This window comes from Ectopseudomonas composti, from assembly GCF_001567565.1.
Lineage (GTDB): Bacteria > Pseudomonadota > Gammaproteobacteria > Pseudomonadales > Pseudomonadaceae > Aquipseudomonas > Aquipseudomonas composti_A.
This window is the reverse complement of sequence record NZ_LSSW01000026.1, coordinates 55,047-79,442: the sequence shown is the minus strand read 5'-3', so window position 1 is coordinate 79,442 and position 24,396 is coordinate 55,047. Positions and strand designations below refer to the sequence as shown.

Sequence of the window (24,396 nt, the reverse complement as noted above, 5' to 3'; positions counted from 1 at the left end):
CTTACAGCTGCACGCCGGAGAAGGACATGAAGCCCAACGACATCAGACCGATGGTGATGAAGGTGATGCCCAGACCCTGCAGACCAGCCGGTACATCGCTGTACTTGAGCTTCTCGCGGATACCGGCCAGCGCGGCGATGGCCAGCGCCCAGGACACACCCGCACCGACACCGTAGACGGTGCTTTCGGCCAGGTTGTAGTCACGCTCGACCATGAACAGCGAGCCACCCATGATGGCGCAGTTCACGGTGATCAGCGGCAGGAACACACCGAGGGCGTTGTACAGCGAGGGCACGTACTTATCCAGGGTCATTTCCAGGATCTGCACGATTGCCGCGATCACGCCGATGAAGGTCAGCAGGCCGAGGAAGGACAGGTCCACCTCAGGCATGCCGGCCCAGGCCAGGGCACCATCCTTGAGGATGTTGGCGTAGATCAGGTTGTTCACCGGCATGGTGATACCCAGTACCACGACCACGGCGATACCCAGGCCGATGGCGGTTTCCACCTTCTTGGAGATGGCGATGAAGGTACACATGCCGAGGAAGAACGCCAGCGCCATGTTCTCGACGAACACCGCACGGACGAACAGGCTGATGTAATGTTCCATTAATAGGCCTCCTTGCTGGATACCTGAGGCGCCATCTTGTAGGCATTGGCCTCGACCTGGTCCCTCTTCCAGCTACGGATGGCCCAGATGAACAGGCCGATCAGGAAGAACGCCGAAGGCGGCAGCAGCAGCATGCCGTTGGGCTGGTACCAGCCACCGTCGTTGACCACGGAGAAGACCTCGTAGCCCATCAGCTTGCCGGCACCGAACAGTTCGCGGATCACGCCCAGGGCGATCAGCATGGCGCTGTAGCCCAGACCGTTACCAATACCGTCGAAGAACGACAGCACCGGCGGGTTCTGCATGGCGAACGCCTCGGCACGCCCCATCACGATGCAGTTGGTGATGATCAGGCCGACGAACACCGATAGCTGCTTGGACAGACTGAAGGCGTAGGCCTTGAGCACCTGATCGACCACGATCACCAACGAGGCGATGATCACCATCTGCACGATCATGCGGATCGAGCCTGGAATCTGGCTGCGGATCATGGAGATGAACAGGTTGGAGAAACCGGTCACCAGCGTCAGCGCGGCGGACATCACCAAGGCAGTCTGCAGGTTCGAGGTCACCGCCAGGGCCGAGCAGATCCCGAGGATCTGCAGGCCAATCGGGTTGTTGTTGAAGATCGGATTAAGCAGGACTTCTTTAATAGTCGGCTGCGACATGATCATGCCTCCCCTGCGCGCAGGTTAGCGATAAACGGACCGAAGCCGTTCTGGCCGAGCCAGAACTTCAGCAGATGATCCACCCCATTGCTGGTGAGCGTGGCACCGGCGAGCGCATCGACCTGATGGGTCGCTTGCGGGCTCTGCGGATCGACACCACCCTTGACGACTTGCACGGCGAGCTTGCCGTTCTCGTCGAACAGGGTCTTGCCCGGCCACTGACCTTTCCATTTCGGGTTGTCGACTTCACCACCCAGGCCCGGCGTTTCGCCGTGCTGGTAGAAGCCCATACCGACCACGGTGTTGAGGTCGCCCTTGACTGCGATGAAGCCGTGCAGGGTCGACCACAGGCCGTAACCACGCACTGGCAGGATCAGGGTTTGCAGCTGACCGTCCTTCTCCACCATGTAAACGGTGGTGTAACGCTCCTGGCGCTTGATCCCGGCGATGTCCTCGCTGCTGCTCAATGCGGTGGACAGCTTGGGATCCTTGGCCGCCTTGAGCGGGTCGAAGGTGATCGGGTCGAAGGCGTCGGAGAACTTGCCGGTTTCCAGGTCCACCAGCTTGGCGGTGATGGTACCGTCGAACACCTGCTTGACCTGGGCCGAGGACATGCCCGGCTGGGCCAGACCTGCGATCGCCAGGATGCTGCGCTGCTTGTCCAGCAGGCGGTTTTCAACCTGAGTCGGCTTCAGTGCGATGGCTGCGCCGGCGACGAACACCGAGCACACCAGACACACCAGCACCGCCACCGTCAGCGTGCGGACGGTGGATTCTTTTTGACTAGACATTACGTGCCAGCCTCCGCTTGATATTGGCCTGAACGACGAAGTGGTCGATCAGCGGTGCAAACAGGTTGGCGAACAGGATCGCCAGCATCATGCCCTCGGGGAAGGCCGGGTTGACCACACGGATCAGCACGACCATCACGCCGATTAGAGCGCCGAAGATCCATTTGCCGGTGTTGGTCATGGAGGCCGACACTGGGTCGGTGGCCATGAAGAACATGCCGAAAGCGAAGCCGCCAACTACCAAGTGCCAGTACCAGGGCATGGCGAACATCGGATTGGTGGTGGAGCCGATCAGATTGAGCAGCAGGCTCAGGCCGATCATGCCCAGCATCACGCCGACGACGATGCGCCAGGAAGCAATACGGGTCAGCAACAGAACCAGACCGCCGATGGCGATGGCCAGGGTGCTGGTTTCGCCCATCGAGCCGTGAATGGTGCCGACGAAAGCGTCCATCCAGGTGATGCCGTTGTTGATCACGTTCTCGATGCCGCCACTGGCCGCCAGGCTCAGCGAGGTGGCGCCAGCGAAACCGTCGACCGCCGTCCACACCGCATCACCGGACATCTGCGCCGGATAAGCGAAGAACAGGAAGGCACGACCAGTCAGCGCCGGGTTGAGGAAGTTCTTGCCGGTACCACCGAACACCTCCTTGCCGATCACCACGCCGAAGCTGATGCCCAGAGCGACCTGCCACAGCGGAATGCTTGGCGGCAGGATCAGGGCGAACAGCACGGAGGTAACGAAGAAGCCTTCGTTGACTTCGTGACGGCGGATCGAGGCGAACAGCACTTCCCAGAAACCGCCAACGATGAAGGTCACCGCGTAGACGGGCAGGAAGTAAGCCGCACCCTGAATGAAGTTGTCCCACAGGCTGTTCGGATCGAAACCGGCCAGCGAGCCGATCAGAGCGAAGCGCCAGCCTTCCTGGCTCGCCAGCAGCTCGGGGCTCTGGGCGAAGATCAGGTTGGCCTGGTAGCCGGTGTTCCACATACCGAAGAACATCGCCGGGAAGGTACACAGCCACACGGTGATCATCATGCGCTTGAGGTCGATGCCATCACGCACGTGAGCGGTGGTTTTGGTCACGCTGCCAGGACGATAGAAGAAGGTATCGATGGCTTCGTAGAGCGCGTACCACTTCTCGTACTTGCCGCCCTTTTCGAAGTTGTGCTCGATCTTGTCGAGGAATGCACGAATGCCCACGGATTAACCCTCCTTCTCGATGCGGGTGAGGTTGTCCCGCAGGATCGGGCCATATTCATACTTGCCGGCACAGACATAGGTGCACAGCGCCAGATCTTCCTCATCGAGTTCCAGGCAACCCAGTTTCTGGGCCATCTCGGTGTCGCCGACGATCAGGTAGCGCAGCAGTTGCGTCGGCAGGATGTCCAGCGGCATCACAGCTTCGTAGTTACCCACCGGCACCATGGCGCGCGGGCTGCCGTTGGTGGTGGTGGTGAAGTTGAACAGCTTGGCGCCGGCCAACTTGGATACGAAGATGTTCAGTACCGAGTGCTTGTTAACGCCTGCGCGCAGGTAATGCATCATCTCGCGGTCGTTACCTTCGCCCAGGCAGGACACCTGATTGTGGTAGCGGCCGAGGAAGGCGAATGCGCCCTGAGCGGTGCGACCGCCGAATACCGAACCGGAGATCACGCGATTGAAGCCGGGTTTGAGCTCACCGGCGGTGAGTTCCTCCAGGCTGGCACCCAGACGGGTACGCAGCAGACGCGGTTGCTCGGCAACCGGGCCAGCCAGTGCCACCACGCGCTCGACGAACAGCTGACCGGTGGTGAACAGCTTGCCTACGGCGATCACGTCCTGATAACCGATCTGCCATACGCTCTTGCCGATGCTAACCGGGTCGAGGAAGTGAATGTGAGTACCCGGCAGACCGGCCGGGTGCGGACCGGCGAAGGCTTCGCTCTGCACCTTGGCCAGCTTCTCGCCAGGCAGATTGGCGCCTTCGGCCTTGCACAGGAAGACCTTGGCCAGGTTGCCGAGAACCTTCAGGCCATTCTCGAAATCAGCGGCGTATTCGCCGATGATCACCGCAGGATCCGCAGCAAGAGGGTGCGTATCGACGGCAGTGACGAAGATCGAACTGGGTACGGCATCGAGCGCCGGCACCTTGCTGAACGGACGGGTGCGCAGAGCGGTCCACAGACCGGACTGCTGCAGGTTCTCGCGAACCTGCTCGTCACTCAGTGCTTCGAGCTGATCGGCAGCGTACTGGGCGAAGGTTTCCTGCTCGTCGCCATCGATGTCGATGACCACGGACTGCAGGACACGCTTCTCGCCACGGTGAATGGCGCTGATCACGCCTGCAGCGGGGGCGGTGTAGCGCACGCCGGGTGTTTTCTTGTCGGTAAACAGCAATTGACCGAGCTTGACCCGATCACCGACCTGCACTTCCATCGTCGGCTTCATCCCGTGATAGTCGAAGCCGATGACGGCAACACTACGTACGGGCCTGGCGGCCTCGATACGCTGTGTCGGCGCACCCGTTATGGGCAAATCAAGCCCATGCTTTAGTTTGATCATAGGTTTGCCTAACCACTGATTTAGAAAGCTTCTTATAGGACAGGCGGCGCTACCAAAAGTCTAATAGACCCGACCACGCCGATACGACATGGGCGTGGAGGAAGGCGCCAAACCTGGGTAAAAAATCCGCTTAATTATAAAGACCCCCCCTGTCACTGACCACCCAAGCACTTGCTTTTTTTGGCTTTTCGGTAACAGCCAGCAACAAAGTCGATGCTGACCCATATCAACCTGAGCTAACTTCAGCGAGCCGCTTTCCAGGCACAAAAAACGGGAGCCGAAGCTCCCGTTTTTCTTGCAACCCTGATGCTTAACGCGGGAATGCTGGCGGGTTGACCCCGGCCATGTCTTCCATCACGCGCACCACCTGGCAGCTGTAACCGAACTCGTTGTCGTACCAGACATACAGCACGACGCGGTTATCGTTGGCGATGGTCGCTTCGGCATCCACCACGCCGGCGTGGCGCGAACCGACGAAGTCGGTGGAAACCACTTCCTGCGAGCTAACGAAGTCGATCTGCTTCTGCAGATCCGAGTGCATGGCCATCTGGCGCAGGTACTCGTTGATTTCTTCGCGGGTAGTGGCCTTCTCCAGATTCAGATTGAGAATGGCCATGGACACGTTCGGCGTCGGCACGCGAATGGCATTACCGGTCAGTTTGCCCTTGAGCACCGGCAGCGCCTTGGCGGCAGCGGTAGCAGCGCCAGTTTCGGTGATGACCATGTTCAACGCAGCGCTACGGCCGCGACGACTGCCTTTGTGGAAGTTGTCGATCAGGTTCTGGTCGTTGGTGTAGGAGTGCACGGTCTCGACGTGACCGTTGACGATGCCGTACTGATCATTGACCGCCTTGAGCACCGGCACGATGGCGTTGGTGGTGCAGGAAGCAGCGGAGATGATCTTGTCCTCGGCGCTGATTTCGCCGTGGTTGATGCCGTGCACGATGTTCTTCAGAGCGCCCTTGCCGGGAGCGGTGAGCACTACACGATCGACACCCGGGCAGGTCAGGTGCTGACCCAGGCCCTCGGCATCACGCCACACGCCGGTGTTGTCCACCAGCAGCGCGTTCTTGATGCCGTACTGGGTGTAGTCGACTTCCTTCGGGTCCTTGGCGTAGATCACCTGGATCAGGTTGCCGTTGGCCGTCAGGGTGTTGTTCTCTTCATCGATGGTGATGGTGCCGTTGAACTTGCCGTGTACCGAGTCACGACGCAGCAGGCTGGCACGCTTGACCAGGTCGTTGCTGGCACCCTTGCGCACGACGATGGCGCGCAGACGCAGACCATCACCACCGCCAGTCTTCTCGATCAGGATGCGCGCCAGCAGGCGGCCGATGCGGCCGAAACCGTACAGAACCACATCAGTGCCTTCACGGCCGGAACCGTTCTGCTTGCCGACCACATCGTCCAGCTCGTCCTTGACGAACTGCTCGACGCTGCGGCCAGCGCCTTCGGCCTTGAACTTGGCAACCAGCTTGCCCAGGTCCACGGAAGCGGCGCCCAGTTTGAGCTCGCTCATGGCCTTGAGCATGGGGAAGGTGTCGTGCACCGACAGTTCCGCCTCGTCGGCCAGACGGTGACGGGCAAAACGGTGAGCCTTGAGGATGTCGATGACAGAACGGTTGATCAGGCCACGGCCATAGATCGAGGTCACCACATTGTTGTTGCGGTAGAGCTGACCAATCAGCGGAATCATTGCTTCCGCAAGGGCTTCACGATCGATCCATTCACCGAGACACTGGTCGGGCTTCTGAGTCACGGGCAATACCTTCCACATGTAGGGGCTGAAAAAAGGGGCTACATTATGACGGTGCGCGCCTGCATGAGCAATGCGCGCCTGTCGCGACTGACATTGACCACCAAGCCCCGCTACAATTCCGGGCCTTTCGTCATGATCGTGAGCCGCCTGTGTCCGCAAAGACCGCGTCCGTACTCAGACTCCCTTCCCTGCCGTCCAGCGCTGGCAAACAGCAGTGGGGCAATCTGCCCGGCGCCGCCCTGTCCCTGGCGATAGCAGAAGCGGCCAGCAATGCCGGACGCTTCACCCTGGTGCTGACCGAGGGCAGCCAGAACGCCGAGCGCCTGCAGGAAGAACTGACTTTCTTCGCCCCGGATCTGCCCGTACTGCATTTCCCCGACTGGGAAACCCTGCCCTACGACGTTTTTTCGCCGCACCAGGACATCATCTCCCAGCGTATCGCCGCCCTTTATCGACTGCCGCAACTGAGCCGCGGCATTCTGGTAGTGCCGATCGCCACCGCCCTACACCGCCTGGCACCGAAAAGCTTTCTGCTCGGCAGCAGCCTGGTGCTGGATGTCGGCCAGAAGCTGGACGTGGATCAGATGCGCACACGCCTTGAAGCTGCCGGCTACCGCTGCGTCGATACCGTGTACGAGCACGGTGAGTTCGCCGTACGTGGCGCGCTGATCGACCTATTCCCCATGGGCAGCGAGACGCCCTATCGCATCGACCTGTTCGACGACGAAATCGAGACCCTGCGCACCTTCGACCCGGAAACCCAGCGCTCGGTGGACAAGGTCGAGTCGATCCGCCTGCTGCCGGCGCGTGAGTTTCCGCTGGAAAAGAAAGCCGTCACCGATTTCCGCGGCCGTTTCCGCGAGCGCTTCGACGTGGATTTTCGCCGTTGCCCGATCTATCAGGATCTGTCCAGCGGCATCACCCCGGCCGGTATCGAGTACTACCTGCCACTGTTCTTCGAAGAAACCGGCACCCTGTTCGACTACCTGCCGAGCGATACCCAGGTGTTCTCCCTGCCGGGTATCGAGAAGGCCGCCGAGCAGTTCTGGCAGGATGCGCGCAACCGCTACGAAGACCGCCGCGTCGACCCCGAACGCCCGCTGCTGCCGCCAGCCGACATCTTCCTGCCGGTCGAAGACTGCTTCGCGCGCCTGAAGAACTGGCCACGCGTGGTGGTCAATCAGGACGACATCGAGCCCGGCGTCGGCCAGACCCGCTTCGACGCGCGCGCCCTGCCCGACCTGGCAATCCAGGCCAAGGCCGGCGAGCCGCTGGCTGCCCTGCGCCGTTTCATCGAGGAGTATCAGGGCCGCGTGCTGTTCTGCGCCGAGTCGGCCGGTCGCCGCGAGGTGCTGCTGGAACTACTCGCCCGCCTCAAGCTCAAGCCCAAGGAAGTCGACGGCTGGCCGGCCTTCGTCGCCAGCGGCGAACGCCTGAACATCTGCATCGCGCCACTGGACGAAGGGCTGCTGCTCGACGACCTGGCGCTGATTGCCGAAAGCCCGCTGTTTGGCCAACGGGTGATGCAGCGCCGTCGTCGCGAGAAAGGTCGCGACGCTGGCGACAACGTGATCAAGAACCTCACCGAGCTGCGCGAAGGCGCACCAGTGGTGCACATCGATCATGGCGTGGGCCGCTACCTGGGCCTGGTGACAATGGAGTTCGACGGCCAGGCCGCCGAGTTCCTCGCCCTGCAGTACGCCGACGAAGCCAAGCTCTACGTGCCGGTGGCCAGCCTGCATCTGATCGCCCGCTACACCGGCAGTGACGATGCGCTCGCGCCCTTGCACCGCCTGGGCTCGGAAGTCTGGCAGAAAGCCAAGCGCAAAGCCGCCGAACAGGTACGCGACGTCGCCGCCGAGTTGCTCGATATCTACGCCCGCCGCGCCGCCCGCGAAGGCTTCGCCTTCCAGGACCCAGCCCTGGATTACGCCACCTTCAGCGCCGGCTTCCCCTTCGAGGAAACGCCGGACCAGCAGACCGCCATCGACGCCGTGCGTGCCGACATGCTGGCCGGCAGGCCAATGGATCGCCTGGTCTGTGGCGACGTCGGCTTCGGCAAGACCGAAGTGGCCATGCGCGCCGCCTTCATCGCTGTGCACAGCGGCAAGCAGGTGGCAGTGCTGGTACCCACCACCCTGCTCGCCCAGCAGCACTACAACAGCTTCCGCGACCGCTTCGCCGACTGGCCGGTGAAGGTCGAGGTGATGAGCCGCTTCAAGAGCGCCAAGGAAGTCGACGAGGCCGTGCAGCAATTGGCCGAAGGCAAGGTGGATATCGTCATCGGCACCCACAAGCTGCTGCAGGACGACGTCAAGTTTCAGAATCTGGGCCTGGTCATCATCGACGAGGAACACCGCTTCGGCGTGCGCCAGAAGGAGCAGCTCAAGGCGCTGCGCAGCGAGGTGGACATCCTCACCCTGACCGCCACGCCGATCCCGCGCACCCTGAACATGGCCGTGGCCGGCATGCGCGACCTGTCGATCATCGCCACACCACCGGCGCGACGCCTGTCGGTGCGCACCTTCGTCATGGAGGCCAACAAGCCGACCATCAAGGAAGCACTGCTGCGCGAGCTGCTGCGCGGCGGCCAGGTGTACTACCTGCACAATGACGTGAAGACCATCGAGAAGTGCGCCGCTGACCTGGCCGAGCTGGTGCCCGAGGCACGCATCGGTATCGGCCACGGGCAGATGCGCGAGCGCGATCTCGAGCAGGTGATGAGCGACTTCTACCACAAGCGCTTCAACGTCCTGGTGGCCTCGACCATCATCGAGACCGGTATCGACGTACCCAGCGCCAATACCATCATCATCGATCGCGCCGACAAGTTCGGCCTGGCGCAACTGCACCAGCTGCGCGGTCGTGTCGGTCGTAGCCACCACCAGGCCTACGCCTATCTGCTCACCCCACCACGCAAGCAGATGACGCCGGACGCCGAGAAGCGCCTGGAGGCCATCGCCAATGCCCAGGACCTGGGCGCCGGCTTCGTCCTGGCCACCCATGACCTGGAAATTCGCGGCGCCGGCGAACTGCTCGGCGATGGCCAGAGCGGGCAGATCCAGGCCGTCGGCTTCACCCTGTACATGGAAATGCTCGAGCGCGCGGTCAAGGCCATCCAGAAAGGCGAGCAACCCAATCTCGATCAACCGCTGGGTGGCGGCCCGGAAATCAACCTGCGCGTGCCGGCACTGATTCCCGAAGCCTACCTGCCCGACGTGCATGCGCGACTGATTCTCTACAAACGCATCGCCTCGGCCACCGACGAAGACGGCCTGAAGGAACTGCAGGTGGAGATGATCGACCGCTTTGGCCTGCTGCCGGAGCCGAGCAAGCATCTGATGCGCCTGACCCTGCTCAAACTGCAGGCGGAGAAGCTGGGCATCACCAAGGTCGACGCCGGGCCACAGGGCGGTCGCATCGAGTTCGCCAGCGACACCTGCGTCGACCCGCTGACGCTGATCAAGCTGATCCAGGCCCAGCCCAAACGCTACAAGTTCGAAGGCGCCACCGTCTTCAAGATCCAGGTGCCCATGGAGCGCGCGGAAGAGCGCTTCAACACCCTGGAAGCCCTGCTCGAGCGCCTTGCGCCCACCACCTGAAGGATTCTCAAATGCGCCCATTGCACCTGATCGCCCTGCTGCTCTGCCTGCTCGCACCGAACGCCTTCGCCGAACGCCTGTATCAGGTGGAACTGCTGGTATTCCGCCAGGCCGGTGAGCCGGTGGTCGCACCGAAGATCGCCCCCGATGACTGGGCCGGCACCGCACTGCCGATCGCCGGCAGCGAGCGCGCCACCAGCCTCGATAGCGAGGCCGCCAAGCTCAATCCCAGCAACGGCTACCAGCTTCTGCTGCACAAGGCCTGGAGCCAGACACTGGGCTCCTCAGCCAGTCGCGTGGCCGTCACCAGCGGCGATGACCACCTCGGCCACTACCCGGTAGAGGGCACCCTCACCTTCACCCAGGATCGCTTCGCCGATCTGGACCTGGAACTGTGGATCAACAGCTTCAGCGCCGACGGTCTGCTGCAAAGCAGCGAACACATGAAAGTCGCCCAGCGCCTGAAGGACAACAGCCTGACCTATCTCGATCACGGCAGCCTCGGTGCACTGGTGCGCATCAGCCCGCTTTGAGGACAGGACGCAAAAGGGCCGCTAAGCGGCCCTTTTCATTGGCGCAGAGAAGCTAGTCACTCAACACACGCGCCAACACGGCCTTGACCGTCCCCATCCCCTGCTCCAGTACGCGCTCGATCTCCGCCATGGTGATCAGTCCCGGCGCCTTGCCCGCAGCTGGATTGACCACCAGCGCCAGACAGGCATAGGGCAACGCCAGCTCGCGCGCCAGCGCCGCCTCGGGCATGGCGGTCATGCCGACCAGGTCGCAGCCGTCGCGCTCCATCCGCACGATTTCCGCCGCCGTCTCAAGGCGTGGCCCCTGCGTACAGCCGTACACGCCATGACTGCTGAAGGCAGCCCCTTCAGCACGCAACGCCGCGATCAGGCGCTCGCGCAATGCCGCATCGTAGGGGTGACTGAAATCGACGTGCGTCACCTGATCCAGTTCGCCCTCGAAGAAGGTGTGCGCCCGCCCGGCGGTGTAATCGATCAGTTGATGCGGCACGCAGAAGTGGCCCGCGCCCATCGCCGCATGAATGCCGCCCACGGCATTGACCGCGACGATCGCGCGAGCCCCGGCATGCTTCAGCGCCCACAGGTTGGCGCGGTAGTTGACCTGATGCGGCGCAATGCGATGCGGCTGACCATGACGGGCGAGAAACAGCACCTCGCGCCCGGCATACTCGCCACGCAGGATATCGGCCGACGGCGCACCATAAGGCGTATCCAGCGTCAGCCTCTGACGAATCGCGAGGCCTTCCAGATTGGCCAGCCCCGTACCTCCGATGAGCGCGTGAACGGTCATAAGTCGAACCTCAGTCGAGCAACTGCGCCGTCCTCAGCGCAGCCACTGCCGTCGACCAGCGCGGCGCCTGGCGATAATCGGTACAGGCATGGCCACGCCCGCGCATGCGCTGCAGGCGCGGGGCCGGCATGACCTGCAAGCGCTGCAGTGCGCTGAGGGCCAGTTCAGCCGAGCCGCGGTCATTGCATACCAAGCCCATGTCACAGCCTGCGGCAAGTGCAGCTTCGATACGCTTGCCGGCATCGCCGACCACGTGCGCACCGGCCATGGACAGGTCGTCGCTGAAGATCACGCCGTCGAAGCCCAGCTCACCACGCAGGATGTCCTGCAACCAGCGGCGCGAAAAACCCGCCGGCTGCTCATCGACCTGCGGATAGATGACATGTGCCGGCATCACGGCATCGAGTTCACCAGCCAGCCGCTTGAACGGCTGCATGTCACAGGCACGGATGTCATCGAGGCTGCGCTCGTCGACCGGGATGGCCACGTGGGAATCCGCTTCCGCCCAACCGTGCCCTGGGAAGTGCTTGCCAGTGGCGGCCATGCCGGCCTGATGCATGCCACGGATGAAGGCAGCTGCCAGTGTGGTGGCGCGCAGCGGATCGCCTTCGAACGCCCGACTACCGACCACCGCACTGCGCTGGTGATCAAGATCCAGCACCGGTGCGAAGCTCAGATCCAGCCCGACCGCCAGCACCTCGGTCGCCATCAGCCAGCCACAGTGCTCAGCCAGTTCGTCGGCGTTGCGGTTGTCGGCAATCGCGCGCATCGCCGGCAGCCGCAGAAAGCCCTGGCGCAGACGCTGCACCCGACCACCTTCCTGGTCCACCGCCAACAGCAGGTCCGGGCGCACGGCGCGAATGCTCTGACACAGCTCGCGCACCTGACGCGGCGATTCGATGTTGCGGGCAAAAATGATCAGGCCGCCCACCTCGGGCTGGCGCAGCATCTGGCGATCCTCGGCGGTCAGCCAGGTGCCGGCGACGTCCATCATCAAAGAGCCTTGCATGAACATATTCCTTATTTGAAAGCCAGGTTGGCAGCCCACTGCGGGCAAGACGCCTCGTCGATACGCACCCTGCAATATGAGGGCACGCGCTCGAAGAGCGCCAGCATGTCGGCGTTGCGCAAACGGATGCAGCCATGGGACAACGGCTCGCCCATGGGTTCCGTATCCGGGGTGCCGTGCAAATAGATGTAGCGACGGAAGGTGTCGACCTCGCCCAGGCGATTGCGCCCTGGTTCGAGACCGCTCAACCAGAGAATGCGAGTAAGAATCCAGTCGCGGCCAGGAAACTGCTGGTGAAGCTGCGACGACCATACTTCACCGGTCCAGCGCCGCCCGCGCAACACGGCCGCCAGCGGCAAACCGGCGCCGATCTTCGCGCGCACCTGGTGCAGCCCCCGCGGCGTGCAGCCCGAGCCATTGCGCTCGCCCACTCCATTGCGCGCGGTGGATACGGACAAACGCAACACCAGTCGCCCGGCGCTGAAGCCGTACAGCGCCTGATCGGCAATGGAGATATGCAATAAATCGAGATCGGACATGGGCCGCTAGCTTAGCCGAAGGGCGAAGCCAAGCCCACCTACTGCCGGGTCATGCCTTGGGGGCAGCGCTTGGCGTCTTGGTCCGCGGCTTGAGTTGCGCACCGGCCAGCGCCGGATCGTTGACCCCGCTCTCAGAACGCATGCCGGCGGCGAGGAATGGCACCATCATGCGCATCACCTGCTCGATCGAGGTATTGACGCCGAAATCGGTCTCGGCCATCGCTCGCAGCGCCTTGATACCGGACATGCTGAACGCCGCGGCGCCGAGCATGAAGTGCACGCGCCAGAACAGCTCAAGCGGAGGAATGCGCGGCGCGGCGTCATGCACCAACAGCATGTAGCGACGAAAGACCTTGCCGTAGACCTCTTCCAGGTATTTGCGCAGGTGGCCCTGGCTCTGACTGAAAGCCAAACCGAGCAGACGCATGAAGATCGACAGGTCGTTACCGCTGCGCGGCTTCACGGCCAGCGCCTGCTCGACCAGAAGTTCAAGCAACTCTTCCAGGGAAACCTGGGTTTCGGATTTGGCCTGACGACGATCGAGTTCTTTTTCCAGGCTGGCGCAAAATGGCCCGAGAAAACGCGAGAAGACCGCCTGAATCAGCGCCTTCTTCGAACCGAAGTGATAGTTGACCGCGGCCAGATTGACGCCGGCCTTGCTGGTGATCAGACGCAGTGATGTCTCGGCGAAGCCTTTTTCCGCGAACAGCTGTTCCGCAGCATCGAGAATGCGTTCAACGGTTTCCGACTGAGCCATGAGTTATCACCTGACAAACACTTGTTTGAAACATACGTTTCAGCCCACTGCATTGTCAAGCCGCATGAGCCGTCTTTTGGCCGGCCGGTCACAGCTTACAACAAGCAGAGACGCAGATTAGCCAACACGGGTAACAAGCGGAAAGACCGGCGCCTGCAAATAGACCGTTGCCAAGCCCGACTTACTGTATATAATCCCAGTCACTGTATAAAAAGACAGAGCCCAGCCATGCTGAAACTGACGCCACGCCAAGCCGAGATTCTCGCCTTCATCAAACGCTGCCTGGAAGACAACGGCTACCCCCCTACCCGCGCGGAAATCGCTCAGGAGCTGGGTTTCAAATCACCCAATGCGGCAGAAGAACACCTCAAGGCCCTCGCCCGCAAGGGCGCCATCGAGATGACCCCGGGCGCCTCGCGCGGCATCCGCATTCCGGGCTTCGAGGCAGGCGCCGCAAACGAGGATGAAGGCCTCCCGGTCATCGGCCGCGTAGCCGCTGGTGCACCGATCCTCGCCCAGCAACACGTCGAGGAATCCTGCCAGATCAACCCGGCGTTCTTTCAGCCCAAAGCCGACTACCTGCTGCGCGTGCGCGGCATGAGCATGAAAGACATCGGCATCTTCGACGGCGATCTGCTCGCCGTGCACACCACCCGCGAAGCCCGCAACGGCCAGATCGTCGTTGCCCGCATCGACGATGAAGTGACGGTCAAACGTTTCAAGCGCGAAGGCAACAAGGTCTGGCTGATTGCCGAGAACCCTGAGTTCGCCCCGATCGAAGTGGACCTGGAACACCAGGATCTGGTCATCGAAGGTTTGAGCGTCGGTGTAATCCGCCGCTGAGGAGACACCATGTACGTGCAGCAATCGTTCGAACGCCCACAACTTGCCCTTTTCGACGCCTTCCTTGCTGGAGCGCCAAGCGCCCCACTGGTTACCGATGACATCTCCACCAACGAGGATGATCAGGCTTTCAGCGAACTGGCTCTGCGTGGAGCGGCCGGCCACTGCCTGCACTTGCTGGCCCCGATCCTGCGTGAACTGAGCCAGAATCAGGATGCACGCTGGCTGACGCTGGTGGCACCTCCGGCCAGCCTCACGCAAAGCTGGCTGCGCGATGCCGGGCTGAACCGTGAACGCATCCTGCTGCTGCATCCGCGACAAGGGCAAAGCGCGCTGGAACTGGCCGAGGAAGCACTCAAGCTGGGGCGCAGCCACACCGTCATCAGCTGGCTACACCCGGTTGAGCGCAGCACGCGCCAGCGTCTCGCCCAGGCCGCCCATGCCGGCGCCGCACAAAGCCTGAATATCAGCCTGGGCTGAAGATCCGCAAACGAAAACGGGGCTCCAATGGAGCCCCGTTTTCGTTAAGCCGTAACCACTTCAGTGCAAGACGCGCGGGCCTTCTTCTTCTTCGCTACTGAAATCGCCCTCAGCCATTCGACCGGCCATCTGCACGCCAACATTGAGCATGGCCTTGGCGACTTCGATGTGCTGCCCCTGCAGAAAGGCTTTGGCATCAGCGGAGAAATCCAAGGTCACCAACGCCTCTTCATCCTCTGCACGACGCAGGGCAATACGCCCATCGGGCAGTTCGACGATTTCCAGAAAGGATGTGGGCATGGTTCAGTCTCGATGCGAAAACATGACATTGTAACAGTCGAACGGGATCATCCCCAGTCCACTTGTCCAGATATGCGCAATCAGCACTCGCTGAGGCCTTCACGAAAGCGCAGCACCACAGCCTTGAGCTGCTGCCGCCAGGCATCCACGTCGTCCAGGCTCAACTCGACAGGCTCCTCGCCGACGCTGACAGCCGTGATCAGGGGCATGGACGGATCGACCTTGGCCTTGGGCGCCTCGCGCGGCGGCTGGAACAACGCGGCATAGGCAGCGAGCAGCTCAGCCAGCCAGGTTTCACGCTGCTGCGCCAACTCGACCAGTTCAGCCAGCTCGGGACTGGGCGCGCCATCGAGCACGACCTGCTGAACGAACGACTCGACACGCGAGGGCGCGGCGTCGCTCATGCGGTAGTAGCCGGCAATCTCATGGCACAAGCCGAGAAGCCCACCGTACAGGTGAAACAGCGCGGCCTCGCGCTCGGCCTGTACCAGCGCCTGCACATTGAACGCCGAGCAAGCCTCGGCCTTGCGCCAGTTATCCAGAGCGATACCGGCGAAGAAGATCTTCTGATTGGTGCGGGTATAGATTTCTTTGGCCATTGCGGCGCCCTCCACTACAGATCGAGCCATGATACGCGCGCCAGCGGGAGCTGACGCGCATCTCGTCCAGGCATTCAGAGCGCCGCTTACGACGCCAGAGCGACACGCAGCTGATCGTGAGCCAGCGCTAGCGCTTGTCCTCGACCTTCCACTTGCCACCATCGTAGAACGCACGCCAGCCGGTCGGCTTGCCGTCGACCTCGGACTGCACGTATTGCTCCTTGGTCTTGCGGCTGTAGCGAATCACCGCAGGGCGACCGTCCGGATCCTTCTGCGGAGCCTCGCAGAGGAAGTGGTACTTGGGGTCGATCTCATGCTTGTGCGGGACAATTTCCAGCACCAGCGGCGCACGGGTCTCACGGTTCTTCGGGAACTGGCTGGCAGCGAGGAACAGACCCGAGGCGCCGTCGCGCAGCACGTAGGTGTCGTCCACCTTCTCGCACTTGAGCTCCGGCATCTCCACCTTGTCCATTTTCGGCGGCGCGGCTTCGCCGTTCTTGAGCAACTTGCGGGTGTTCTTGCAACTGGCATTGGTACAGCCGAAGAACTTGCCGAAACGGCCGGTCTTGAGCTGCATCTCGCTGCCGCACTTGTCGCACTCCAGGCTCGGCCCTTCGTAGCCCTTGATGCGGTACTGGCCCTGCTCGATCTCGTAGCCCGTGCAGTCCGGGTTGTTGCCACAGATGTGCAGCTTGCGGGTTTCATCCAGCAGGTAGGCATCCATGGCCGTGGAACAGATCGGGCAACGGTGCTTGCCAAGCAGAACCCGCGATTCGGACTCGCCCTCGTCGTCTGCAGCGATCTCGTCGCCCGGCACCAGGTTGATGGTGGCCTTGCAGCGCTCCTTCGGCGGCAGCGCATAGCCGGAGCAGCCGAGGAACACGCCGGTGGAAGCGGTACGAATCATCATCGGCCGGCCGCACTCGCGGCACGGAATATCGGTCAGGGTCGGCTGGTTGGCACGCATGCCGCCCTCGCCGGCTTCGGCCGCCTCGAGCTTCTTCTTGAAGTCGCCGTAGAACTCGTCGAGCAGATGCTTCCACTCACGCTCACCCTGCGCCACGTCGTCCAGACGCTCTTCCATGCCAGCCGTGAAACCATAATCCATCAGGTTGGCGAAGCTCTCGTCGAGACGCTCGGTGACGATATCGCCCATCTTCTCGGCATAGAAGCGGCGGTTATGCACCGTCACGTAGCCACGATCCTGAATGGTGGAAATGATCGCCGCATAGGTGGACGGACGGCCGATACCGCGTTTTTCCAGCTCTTTGACCAGGCTGGCTTCGGAGTAACGCGCCGGCGGCTTGGTGAAATGCTGGCTGGGGTCGAGCTGGATCAGCTTGAGGCCTTCGCCTTCCTTCATTTCCGGCAGGACGTCGTCCTCACCCGGCTTGCTCTGCTGCGGCAGCACACGGGTATAACCGTCGAATTTGAGGATGCGGCCCTTGGCGCGCAGCTCGAAACTGCCAGCGGCCACGGTGACGCTGGTGGACAGATATTCGGCCGGCGGCATCTGGCAGGCCACGAACTGGCGCCAGATCAGGTCGTACAGGCGCTCGGCATCGCGCTCCATACCGGACAGCTGGGTCGGGCGCAGGTTGACGTCGGAAGGACGAATCGCTTCGTGCGCCTCCTGAGCGCCTTCCTTGCTCGAATACTGATTCGGTTTGCCTGGCAGGTACTTGTCGCCGTACTCGCTGCCGATGAAGCCGCGCACCATCTCCACGGCATCGTTCGACAGGTTGGTCGAGTCGGTACGCATATAGGTGATGTAGCCAGCCTCGTAGAGACGCTGAGCCATCATCATGGTCTTCTTCACGCCGAAGCCGAGGCGATTGCTCGCGGCCTGCTGCAGGGTCGAGGTGATGAAAGGCGCCGATGGCTTGCTGCTGGTCGGACGGTCTTCGCGCTTGACCACGCTGTAGCTGGAGGCCTTGAGCTTCTCCAGCGCGGCCATGGCCTGCGCCTCGTTGACCGGCTTGAAGGCTGAACCGTCTTCGCGCACCACCTCGAAGCGCACCTTGGCGTTCTTCGCGGTACCGAGATCGGCGTGCACTTCCCAGTATTCTTCCGGGACGAAGGCACGGATTTCCTTCTCGCGTGCCACCACCAGTTTCACCGCCACCGACTGCACGCGACCGGCAGACAGGCCACGCGCGATCTTGGCCCACAGCAGCGGCGAGACCATGTAGCCCACCACGCGGTCGAGGAAGCGGCGCGCCTGCTGGGCGTTGACACGGTTGATGTCCAGCTCACCCGGCTTGGAGAAGGCTTCCTGGATCGCCTTCTTGGTGATCTCGTTGAACACCACGCGCTTGTAGCGGGTGTCATCGCCGCCGATGGACTCGCGCAGGTGCCAGGCAATGGCTTCCCCCTCGCGATCCAAGTCGGTTGCGAGATAGATGGTGTCGGCATCCTTGGCCAGACGACGCAGTTCGTCGATGACCTTTTCCTTGCCGGGCAGGATCTCGTACTTGGCTTTCCAGCCGTGCTCGGGGTCGACGCCCATGCGGGCGAACAGCTGACGTTTGGCCTTTTCCTTGGGCGACAGTGCAGGCGCCTCACCAGCAGCAGCCTTGCCACGCTTGGCAGGCTCCTTGGTGGCGCTTGCCGAGCCGCTGGTAGGCAGGTCACGGATGTGGCCGATGCTCGACTTCACCACGTACTGGTTGCCCAGGTACTTGTTGATGGTCTTGGCCTTGGCCGGGGATTCCACGATGACCAGCGATTTGCCCATGGATCAGAAAATTCCTGAATTGCGAAATATAGAAGGCTGGGAGCCATATGAGCCTGCTCACGAGCTCGTGAGCTAGAGTGATACAAGGCAAAAACAAGCGAGGAAGCGGAGTTTACGAGTGGTAAATGAGCATTCCGAGCTTGTTTTTAACGCAGTAGCGCCGACGCGCAACAGATCGTGAACAGGTTCTAAGGCCCCGCTATATATAGTGGCGACCAAGCGAAGGTCAAGCGCAGGGACTGCGCAGTCAGACTCAAGAACCGCCGATAGGGCTGACTTCAGCCTGAATCAAAGCAAAGCGTGGAACGCGCTTGCCGTCCACCTCGACCTCTTCACAGAACATGCTGAGAGGCCGCGCCCAGAGGCCGAACTCGCCGTACAGCGCCTGGTAGACCACCACTTCTTCCTCGTTCTCGGAATGACGCGCCACACCGAATACACGGTACTGCGGGCCTTTGTAGTGGCGATAGAGTCCTGGCTGCAACTGCATGAGCGGTTCCCGAAATAAAAAGCCGTAAAAAGCAAAACCGGGGCACTGGGCCCCGGTTTCTCTCGCCTTGCGCTTAAACGCGCTCGAAGACGGTGGTGATGCCTTGGCCAAGGCCCACGCACATGGTGGAGACACCCAGGGTGCCGCCGTTCTGTTTCATGACGTTGAGCAGGGTACCGGAGATACGGGCCCCGGAACAACCGAAGGGGTGCCCCAAGGCGATAGCGCCGCCGTGCAGATTCACCTTCTCTTCCATCTTGTCGAGCAGCTTCAGATCCTTCAGCACCGGCAGGGCCTGGGCCGCGAAGGCTTCGTTGAGCTCGACGAAATCGATGTCAGCCATGCTCAGACCGGCACGCTTGAGCGCTTTCTGAGTGGACGGTACCGGGCCGTATCCCATGATCGCCGGGTCGACACCGGCAACGGCCATGGCGCGAACCACGGCCATCGGCTGGATGCCCAGGTCCTGAGCACGCTGGGCGCTCATGACGATCATGCAGGAAGCACCGTCAGTGATCTGCGAGGACGTACCGGCAGTCACGGTGCCACCTTTCGGGTTGAAGGCAGGTTTCAGCGCAGCCAGGCTCTCGAGGGTAGTTTCCGGACGAATGGTTTCGTCGAAATCGTACATCTTGAGGAAACCGTTCTCGTCGTAGCCTTGCATCGGGATGATTTCATCCTTGAACTTGCCTTCGACGGTGGCCTTGTGCGCCAGACGGTGCGAACGCTCGCCAAAGTCGTCCTGCGCCTCGCGGCTGATGCCATGCATCTTGCCGAGCATTTCAGCGGTCAGGCCCATCATGCCGGACGCCTTGGCGGCGTACAGCGACAGGTGCGGGTTCGGGTCGACGCCATGCATCATGCCGACGTGGCCCATGTGCTCCACACCGCCGACAACGAACACGTCGCCGTTGCCGGTCTGGATCGCCTGCACGGCAGTGTGCAGCGCGCTCATGGACGAACCGCACAGACGGCTGACGGTCTGGCCGGCACTGGTGTGCGGAATCTGGGTCATCAGCGACGCCATGCGCGCGATGTTCCAGCCCTGCTCCAGGGTCTGGTTGACGCAGCCCCAGATCACGTCCTCGACCTCGGCCGGATCGACCTTGGCGTTACGCTCCAGCAGCTTGCTGATCAGGTGCGCGGACATGGTCTCGGCGCGGGTATTACGGTGCATGCCGCCCTTGGAACGACCCATCGGGGTACGACCGAAGTCGACGATCACTGCATCTCTAGGATTCAGGCTCATATTTCTACTCTCGCTCTGTTCGCTGCACGGTTAACCGAAGAACTTCTGGCCCTTGGCGGCCATTTCGCGAAGTTTTGCGGTCGGGTGGTACAGGGCGCCCAGCTCGGCATATTTGTCTGCCAGGGCGACGAATTCAGCGACACCGATCGAATCGATGTAACGCAGCGCACCGCCACGGAAGGGAGGGAAGCCAATACCGTAGATCAGGCCCATGTCGGCCTCGGCTGCGGTATCGACGATGCCGTCTTCCAGGCAACGAACGGTTTCCATGCACAGCGGGATCATCATGAAGTTGATGATGTCCTCGTCGGTGACTTCACGCTCTTCGACCACGATGGACTTGAGCAGCTCGTAGGCAGCCGGGTCGGAGACCTTCTTCGGCTTGCCGCGCTTGTCGGTCTCGTAGGCGTAGAAGCCCTTGCCATTCTTCTGGCCTAGGCGGTCGGCTTCGTACATCACGTCGACGGCGGTCTTGCCCTCGACAGCCATACGATCCGGGAAACCTTCAGCCATCACGTCACGGCCGTGGTGGCCAGTGTCGATGCCGACCACGTCGGACAGATAAGCCGGGCCCATGGGCCAACCGAACTTCTCCATCACCTTGTCGATGCGCACGAAGTCGACACCGAAGCCCAGCAGCTTGGAGAAGCCGCCGAAGTACGGGAACAGCACGCGGTTGACCAGAAAGCCCGGGCAGTCGTTGACCACGATCGGGTTCTTGCCCATTTTCTTGGCGTAGGCAACGGTGGTGGCCACGGCCACTTCGCTGGACTTCTCGCCACGGATGACTTCGACCAGCGGCATCATGTGCACCGGGTTGAAGAAGTGCATGCCGACGAAGTTTTCCGGACGCTTGAGCGCCTGGGCCAGCAGGCTGATGGAGATGGTCGAGGTATTGGAGGCCAGAATGGCGTCTTCACGCACCACGGCTTCCACTTCGGCCAGCACGATCTGCTTGACCTTGGGGTTCTCGACCACGGCTTCGACGACGATGTCGACGTTGCCGAAATCACCGTAGGACATGGTCGGACGAATGGCGTTGAGCGCCTCGGCCATCTTCGCCGGGGTCATACGGCCCTTCTCGACGCGCTTGCCGAGCAGCTTGGACGCCTCGTTCAGGCCCATCTGGATACCCTCTTCACGGATATCCTTCATCAGGATCGGGGTGCCCTTGGAGGCCGACTGGTAGGCGATACCGCCGCCCATGATGCCGGCGCCGAGCACGGCAGCCAGTTTCACGTCGCGGGCGATTTCGTCGTGGTGCTTGGCCTTCTTCTTCAGTTCCTGATCGTTGAGGAACAGACCGATCAGGCTCTCGGCAACCGAGGTCTTGGCCAGTTTGACGAAGCCGGCGGCTTCGACTTCCAGGGCCTTGTCACGGCCGAAGTTGGCCGCTTTCTGAATGCTCTTGATCGCCTCGACCGGCGCCGGGTAGTTCGGGCCGGCCTGGCCTGCGACGAAGCCCTTGGCGGTCTCGAAGCACATCATCTGCTCGATGGCGTTGAGCTTGAGCTTTTCCAGCTTGGGCTGACGCTTGGCCTTGTAGTCCAGCTCGCCGGAGATAGCGCGCTTGACCAGGTCCAGCGCAGCGTCCTTGAGCTTGGCGGGCGCGACCACAGCATCGACGGCGCCGACTTTCAGCGCGTCTTCGGCGCGGTTTTCCTTGCCGGAGGCGATCCACTCGACCGCGTTGTCGGTACCGATCACACGCGGCAAGCGCACGGTACCGCCGAAGCCCGGGTAGATGCCCAGCTTGACTTCCGGCAGACCGATCTTGGCGGTCTCGCTCATGACGCGGTAGTCGCCGGCCAGGCACATCTCGAAACCGCCACCCAGGGCAATGCCGTTGATGGCGACGACGGTCGGTACGGCGAGGTCTTCGAAATCACTGAAGATCTTGTTGGCTTCCAGGTTGCCAGCCACCAGCTCTGCATCGGGCAGTTTGAAGTTGTCCACGAACTCGGTGATATCGGCACCGACGATGAACACGTCCTTGCCACTGGTGACAATCACGCCCTTGATCGAACCGTCAGCCTTGATTGCGTCCACGCTGGCGCGCAGTTCGGCCAAGGTAAGACGGTTGAATTTGTTGACGGACTCACCCTTGAGGTCGAAATTCAATTCGACGATGCCGCTCTCAAGAGCCTTAACCGTGATGGCTTTACCTTCGTAAATCATCAACTGATCTCCACGGTATGGAAGCTGAACAGTACACATCGGAGCCAACCGGCAGGCCAGCTCACGGCACAGCCGTCGAGCATAGCTCCAATCGGTACGACATACCCACCGACGCGATATTCGGGCTGTAGTGGCGCGCCTGACCAGGCAAACGCTCAATTCATACGCCCGTTTGATTTGGGTGTGCACACCTTCAGGGAAAAGCTAGCGCTTGTCAATTGGGCTGTTTTCGTCGATTTCTCGACGAATTCTGCAAGCCTGGTCATTCGCGGCCTTCAGCCGATTCCGATAAATAGCGTCAATGTCGAGCCATTGCGGGCGTTTTCATGCCGGTTGCAGACACCACCGGGTACCTAGCCAAACTGCAAGGCTCCGGGTACAGTCGTCTCACTTTCAGCTGGCATAGCGCCACCTGAAGGCAATACAAAAACAAATCGAGCCCCACGACGGGCCACACGGAGTCGCCAATGTCGAGCCGCCGTTCGCTTGCATTTCCCCTGAGCGCCCTGCTCGTTTTCTTCTTCACATTCCTGCCCCCTACCCTGCTCCACGCCGCGCCGGCCGACGACCTGCTGCGCCTGCACCAGTTGAGTCTGGCCACACAAAAGAGCCTGGGCGACTTCTACATGTACAACGGTATGGAAGGCGATCAGCGCTACGCCCGGATGATTGGCGAATCACTGCAGGAGGGCCAAGCCTACCTGGACGGTCTCGGCGAAATGCCCGGCGATGCGAGCAAAGCCCTGCGAGCGCAGCTACTGAGCAACTGGCAGAGCTACCGAAACGGGCTTCAGACACTGATGGAGGCCATGCGCAGCCAGGGCTATACCGACCTGCAGCCGGTAGCCGACCTGGCCGAAAACAACCAGCGCATCATGGCCGTCAGTCAGCAGCTGTATCAGACAATTCAGCAAGAAAGCGGCTTCAGCGTACCGCCGCTGACCCAGAAGAGCCGTGAGCAAAGCCTGCTGATGCAGAGCATCGCGCTGGACTATGCTTCACGCAGCGCCTCGGTCGGCGCCAGCTTCTTTGGTGGCGGCGAGGAGCGCGCCATCGACGAACTGGCTGGCGAGTTTGCCAGCAAGCTGGACAACCTCAGCAACGCCGAGCAGAACACCCCGGAGATCCGCGCGGCCCTCAACGCCATCGGCACCAAGTGGCGTTACATCGAGAAATCCCTGCGCAACTACAACGAGAACACCGTACCCTTCCTGATCAGCAAGTATTCCGACAGCATCATCGACGGTCTGGAGGGCGTTGCCGCCCAGTACGCGGCAAGCCAGCATTGATGCATCAGATTCCGGCCTGCCTGGCCAACCCTCGCCCGGTGCTTGCACCGGGCTTTTCTTTGCCCATTCATGACCAGTCGCCCTATCCCGCACAATGGGGCCATACTTGGTACAGAGCCATTTGCCCCCTTGAGGAGGAGTTCACCATGCCCTACCAGCACATTCTGGTCGCTGTCGACCTGACCGAGGAATGCGACCCCGTAGTGGTACGCGCGCAGAAGCTGGCTCAGGCCAGCGGTGCCAAGATGTCCCTGGTGCATATCGTCGAACCGATGGCCATGGCCTTTGGCGGTGACGTGCCGATGGATCTGTCGATGCTGCAACAGCAGCAGTTCGAACAGGCCCGCGAGCGCCTGGACAGCTTCACCGGCAAATACCCGGAGCTGACCGCAGACCAACGCCACCTGGCTTATGGCCAACCCCGCCAGGAAATCCACCGCCTCGCCGAAGAGCAAGGTTGCGACCTGATCGTGGTCGGCAGCCATGGCCGCCACGGTCTGGCGCTGCTGCTGGGCTCCACCGCCAATGACGTGCTGCACGGCGCGCCCTGCGATGTGCTCGCCGTGCGCCTGAAAAAGGCGGATAAAAGCGCTTGAGATAGCGGCGCGGCTAAAGCCCCTCCCGCACA

At 61.8% G+C, this 24,396-nt stretch carries 22 protein-coding genes; 6 read left to right on the top strand and 16 right to left on the bottom strand.

Translation table 11 applies throughout. The features are described from left to right. Window position 1 precedes the first annotated feature (1 nt). The 6 genes from nqrE to PCLY_RS14285 all read right to left on the bottom strand — a co-directional run bounded on the left by nqrE (window position 2) and on the right by PCLY_RS14285 (window position 6,391). Window positions 2–610, bottom strand: coding sequence for an NADH:ubiquinone reductase (Na(+)-transporting) subunit E (gene nqrE, locus PCLY_RS14310; RefSeq protein ID WP_061240322.1), 609 nt, complete (start codon window positions 608–610; stop codon window positions 2–4). Continuing rightward, window positions 610–1,284 carry an NADH:ubiquinone reductase (Na(+)-transporting) subunit D gene (locus PCLY_RS14305; RefSeq protein WP_197432188.1) on the bottom strand — a complete coding sequence of 225 codons (675 nt, stop codon included), beginning with the start codon at window positions 1,282–1,284 and terminating at the stop codon, window positions 610–612. The genes nqrE and PCLY_RS14305 overlap by 1 nt, the downstream gene beginning before the upstream one ends. Continuing rightward, the gene (locus PCLY_RS14300) at window positions 1,281–2,069 is read right to left on the bottom strand and encodes a Na(+)-translocating NADH-quinone reductase subunit C (protein WP_061240320.1); all 789 of its coding nucleotides are present in this window, start codon (window positions 2,067–2,069) and stop codon (window positions 1,281–1,283) included. Before PCLY_RS14300 ends, PCLY_RS14305 begins: the two co-directional genes overlap by 4 nt. Continuing rightward, entirely contained in the window at window positions 2,062–3,273 is a 1,212-nt protein-coding gene (locus PCLY_RS14295) for an NADH:ubiquinone reductase (Na(+)-transporting) subunit B (RefSeq protein ID WP_061240319.1), read from the bottom strand. The genes PCLY_RS14300 and PCLY_RS14295 overlap by 8 nt, the downstream gene beginning before the upstream one ends. Window positions 3,274–3,276: 3 nt before the next feature. Continuing rightward, window positions 3,277–4,614, bottom strand: a complete 1,338-nt coding sequence (locus PCLY_RS14290; protein WP_061240318.1) for a Na(+)-translocating NADH-quinone reductase subunit A — start codon at window positions 4,612–4,614, stop codon at window positions 3,277–3,279. 310 nt (window positions 4,615–4,924) lie between these two features. Beyond that, complete coding sequence (locus PCLY_RS14285) at window positions 4,925–6,391, bottom strand: glyceraldehyde-3-phosphate dehydrogenase (protein ID WP_061240317.1); 1,467 nt, start codon at window positions 6,389–6,391, stop codon at window positions 4,925–4,927. Window positions 6,392–6,522: 131 nt separating this feature from the next. Here PCLY_RS14285 and mfd point away from each other — a divergent pair, with 131 nt between their 5' ends. Both mfd and PCLY_RS14275 read left to right on the top strand, forming a co-directional pair. Continuing rightward, window positions 6,523–9,975, top strand: coding sequence for a transcription-repair coupling factor (mfd, locus tag PCLY_RS14280; protein ID WP_061240316.1), 3,453 nt, complete (start codon window positions 6,523–6,525; stop codon window positions 9,973–9,975). Window positions 9,976–9,986: 11 nt separating this feature from the next. Continuing rightward, window positions 9,987–10,508, top strand: coding sequence for a CsiV family protein (locus PCLY_RS14275; RefSeq protein WP_061240315.1), 522 nt, complete (start codon window positions 9,987–9,989; stop codon window positions 10,506–10,508). A gap of 52 nt (window positions 10,509–10,560) precedes the next feature. Here PCLY_RS14275 and PCLY_RS14270 read toward each other — a convergent pair whose 3' ends face one another. From PCLY_RS14270 to PCLY_RS14255, 4 genes are read right to left on the bottom strand one after another with little or no spacing between them, the layout of a single operon-like run. After that, window positions 10,561–11,298 carry an S-methyl-5'-thioinosine phosphorylase gene (locus PCLY_RS14270; RefSeq protein WP_061240314.1) on the bottom strand — a complete coding sequence of 246 codons (738 nt, stop codon included), beginning with the start codon at window positions 11,296–11,298 and terminating at the stop codon, window positions 10,561–10,563. Window positions 11,299–11,308: 10 nt separating this feature from the next. Continuing rightward, complete coding sequence (gene nagZ, locus PCLY_RS14265; RefSeq protein WP_061240313.1) at window positions 11,309–12,307, bottom strand: beta-N-acetylhexosaminidase; 999 nt, start codon at window positions 12,305–12,307, stop codon at window positions 11,309–11,311. Window positions 12,308–12,318: 11 nt separating this feature from the next. Beyond that, complete coding sequence (locus PCLY_RS14260) at window positions 12,319–12,846, bottom strand: L,D-transpeptidase (protein ID WP_061240312.1); 528 nt, start codon at window positions 12,844–12,846, stop codon at window positions 12,319–12,321. A 49-nt stretch (window positions 12,847–12,895) separates the two neighbouring features. Continuing rightward, window positions 12,896–13,603 (bottom strand): TetR/AcrR family transcriptional regulator, encoded by a 708-nt coding sequence (locus tag PCLY_RS14255; RefSeq protein ID WP_061240311.1) that lies wholly within the window; start codon window positions 13,601–13,603, stop codon window positions 12,896–12,898. Between the two features lie 228 nt (window positions 13,604–13,831). On the opposite strand from PCLY_RS14255, the gene lexA reads away from it, so the two are divergent. Both lexA and sulA read left to right on the top strand, forming a co-directional pair. Then, window positions 13,832–14,446: a transcriptional repressor LexA gene (gene lexA / locus PCLY_RS14250; RefSeq protein ID WP_013714775.1), complete on the top strand. Its 615-nt coding sequence runs from the start codon at window positions 13,832–13,834 to the stop codon at window positions 14,444–14,446. Between the two features lie 9 nt (window positions 14,447–14,455). Then, window positions 14,456–14,926, top strand: a complete 471-nt coding sequence (sulA, locus tag PCLY_RS14245) for an SOS-induced cell division inhibitor SulA (protein ID WP_061240310.1) — start codon at window positions 14,456–14,458, stop codon at window positions 14,924–14,926. Window positions 14,927–14,986: 60 nt separating this feature from the next. On the opposite strand, the gene PCLY_RS14240 is transcribed toward sulA, so the two are convergent. The 6 genes from PCLY_RS14240 to fadB form a co-directional block, all read right to left on the bottom strand. Further along, window positions 14,987–15,226, bottom strand: a complete 240-nt coding sequence (locus tag PCLY_RS14240) for a hypothetical protein (RefSeq protein ID WP_024307543.1) — start codon at window positions 15,224–15,226, stop codon at window positions 14,987–14,989. 80 nt (window positions 15,227–15,306) lie between these two features. Beyond that, the gene (locus PCLY_RS14235) at window positions 15,307–15,825 is read right to left on the bottom strand and encodes a DUF6586 family protein (RefSeq protein ID WP_061240309.1); all 519 of its coding nucleotides are present in this window, start codon (window positions 15,823–15,825) and stop codon (window positions 15,307–15,309) included. Between the two features lie 127 nt (window positions 15,826–15,952). Continuing rightward, the gene (topA, locus tag PCLY_RS14230) at window positions 15,953–18,562 is read right to left on the bottom strand and encodes a type I DNA topoisomerase (RefSeq protein WP_061240308.1); all 2,610 of its coding nucleotides are present in this window, start codon (window positions 18,560–18,562) and stop codon (window positions 15,953–15,955) included. 253 nt (window positions 18,563–18,815) lie between these two features. After that, window positions 18,816–19,052, bottom strand: a complete 237-nt coding sequence (locus PCLY_RS14225; RefSeq protein WP_061240307.1) for a DUF1653 domain-containing protein — start codon at window positions 19,050–19,052, stop codon at window positions 18,816–18,818. A gap of 73 nt (window positions 19,053–19,125) precedes the next feature. Continuing rightward, entirely contained in the window at window positions 19,126–20,301 is a 1,176-nt protein-coding gene (gene fadA, locus PCLY_RS14220; protein WP_061240306.1) for an acetyl-CoA C-acyltransferase FadA, read from the bottom strand. Window positions 20,302–20,331: 30 nt separating this feature from the next. Beyond that, window positions 20,332–22,479, bottom strand: a complete 2,148-nt coding sequence (gene fadB / locus PCLY_RS14215; protein WP_061240305.1) for a fatty acid oxidation complex subunit alpha FadB — start codon at window positions 22,477–22,479, stop codon at window positions 20,332–20,334. A gap of 467 nt (window positions 22,480–22,946) precedes the next feature. Here fadB and PCLY_RS14210 point away from each other — a divergent pair, with 467 nt between their 5' ends. Together PCLY_RS14210 and PCLY_RS14205 are read left to right on the top strand one after the other, a co-directional pair. Further along, entirely contained in the window at window positions 22,947–23,768 is an 822-nt protein-coding gene (locus tag PCLY_RS14210; RefSeq protein WP_061240304.1) for a hypothetical protein, read from the top strand. A gap of 146 nt (window positions 23,769–23,914) precedes the next feature. After that, the gene (locus PCLY_RS14205) at window positions 23,915–24,364 is read left to right on the top strand and encodes a universal stress protein (protein WP_061240303.1); all 450 of its coding nucleotides are present in this window, start codon (window positions 23,915–23,917) and stop codon (window positions 24,362–24,364) included. The last annotated feature ends 32 nt before the right edge of the window (window positions 24,365–24,396 follow it).

Excerpts from the sequence above, each read along its gene's own strand:
- PCLY_RS14275 (WP_061240315.1), top strand. The coding sequence starts at position 9,987 with ATGCGCCCATTGCACCTGATCGCCCTGCTGCTCTGCCTGCTCGCACCG.
- PCLY_RS14225 (WP_061240307.1), bottom strand. The coding sequence starts at position 19,052 with ATGCAGTTGCAGCCAGGACTCTATCGCCACTACAAAGGCCCGCAGTAC.
- PCLY_RS14285 (WP_061240317.1), bottom strand. The coding sequence starts at position 6,391 with ATGTGGAAGGTATTGCCCGTGACTCAGAAGCCCGACCAGTGTCTCGGT.
- topA (WP_061240308.1), bottom strand. The coding sequence starts at position 18,562 with ATGGGCAAATCGCTGGTCATCGTGGAATCCCCGGCCAAGGCCAAGACC.
- PCLY_RS14305 (WP_197432188.1), bottom strand. The coding sequence starts at position 1,284 with ATGATCATGTCGCAGCCGACTATTAAAGAAGTCCTGCTTAATCCGATC.
- PCLY_RS14205 (WP_061240303.1), top strand. The coding sequence starts at position 23,915 with ATGCCCTACCAGCACATTCTGGTCGCTGTCGACCTGACCGAGGAATGC.
- PCLY_RS14240 (WP_024307543.1), bottom strand. The coding sequence starts at position 15,226 with ATGCCCACATCCTTTCTGGAAATCGTCGAACTGCCCGATGGGCGTATT.
- PCLY_RS14210 (WP_061240304.1), top strand. The coding sequence starts at position 22,947 with ATGTCGAGCCGCCGTTCGCTTGCATTTCCCCTGAGCGCCCTGCTCGTT.
- PCLY_RS14260 (WP_061240312.1), bottom strand. The coding sequence starts at position 12,846 with ATGTCCGATCTCGATTTATTGCATATCTCCATTGCCGATCAGGCGCTG.
- fadB (WP_061240305.1), bottom strand. The coding sequence starts at position 22,479 with ATGATTTACGAAGGTAAAGCCATCACGGTTAAGGCTCTTGAGAGCGGC.
- PCLY_RS14235 (WP_061240309.1), bottom strand. The coding sequence starts at position 15,825 with ATGGCCAAAGAAATCTATACCCGCACCAATCAGAAGATCTTCTTCGCC.
- lexA (WP_013714775.1), top strand. The coding sequence starts at position 13,832 with ATGCTGAAACTGACGCCACGCCAAGCCGAGATTCTCGCCTTCATCAAA.
- PCLY_RS14290 (WP_061240318.1), bottom strand. The coding sequence starts at position 4,614 with ATGATCAAACTAAAGCATGGGCTTGATTTGCCCATAACGGGTGCGCCG.
- fadA (WP_061240306.1), bottom strand. The coding sequence starts at position 20,301 with ATGAGCCTGAATCCTAGAGATGCAGTGATCGTCGACTTCGGTCGTACC.
- sulA (WP_061240310.1), top strand. The coding sequence starts at position 14,456 with ATGTACGTGCAGCAATCGTTCGAACGCCCACAACTTGCCCTTTTCGAC.
- PCLY_RS14255 (WP_061240311.1), bottom strand. The coding sequence starts at position 13,603 with ATGGCTCAGTCGGAAACCGTTGAACGCATTCTCGATGCTGCGGAACAG.
- PCLY_RS14300 (WP_061240320.1), bottom strand. The coding sequence starts at position 2,069 with ATGTCTAGTCAAAAAGAATCCACCGTCCGCACGCTGACGGTGGCGGTG.
- nagZ (WP_061240313.1), bottom strand. The coding sequence starts at position 12,307 with ATGCAAGGCTCTTTGATGATGGACGTCGCCGGCACCTGGCTGACCGCC.
- nqrE (WP_061240322.1), bottom strand. The coding sequence starts at position 610 with ATGGAACATTACATCAGCCTGTTCGTCCGTGCGGTGTTCGTCGAGAAC.
- PCLY_RS14270 (WP_061240314.1), bottom strand. The coding sequence starts at position 11,298 with ATGACCGTTCACGCGCTCATCGGAGGTACGGGGCTGGCCAATCTGGAA.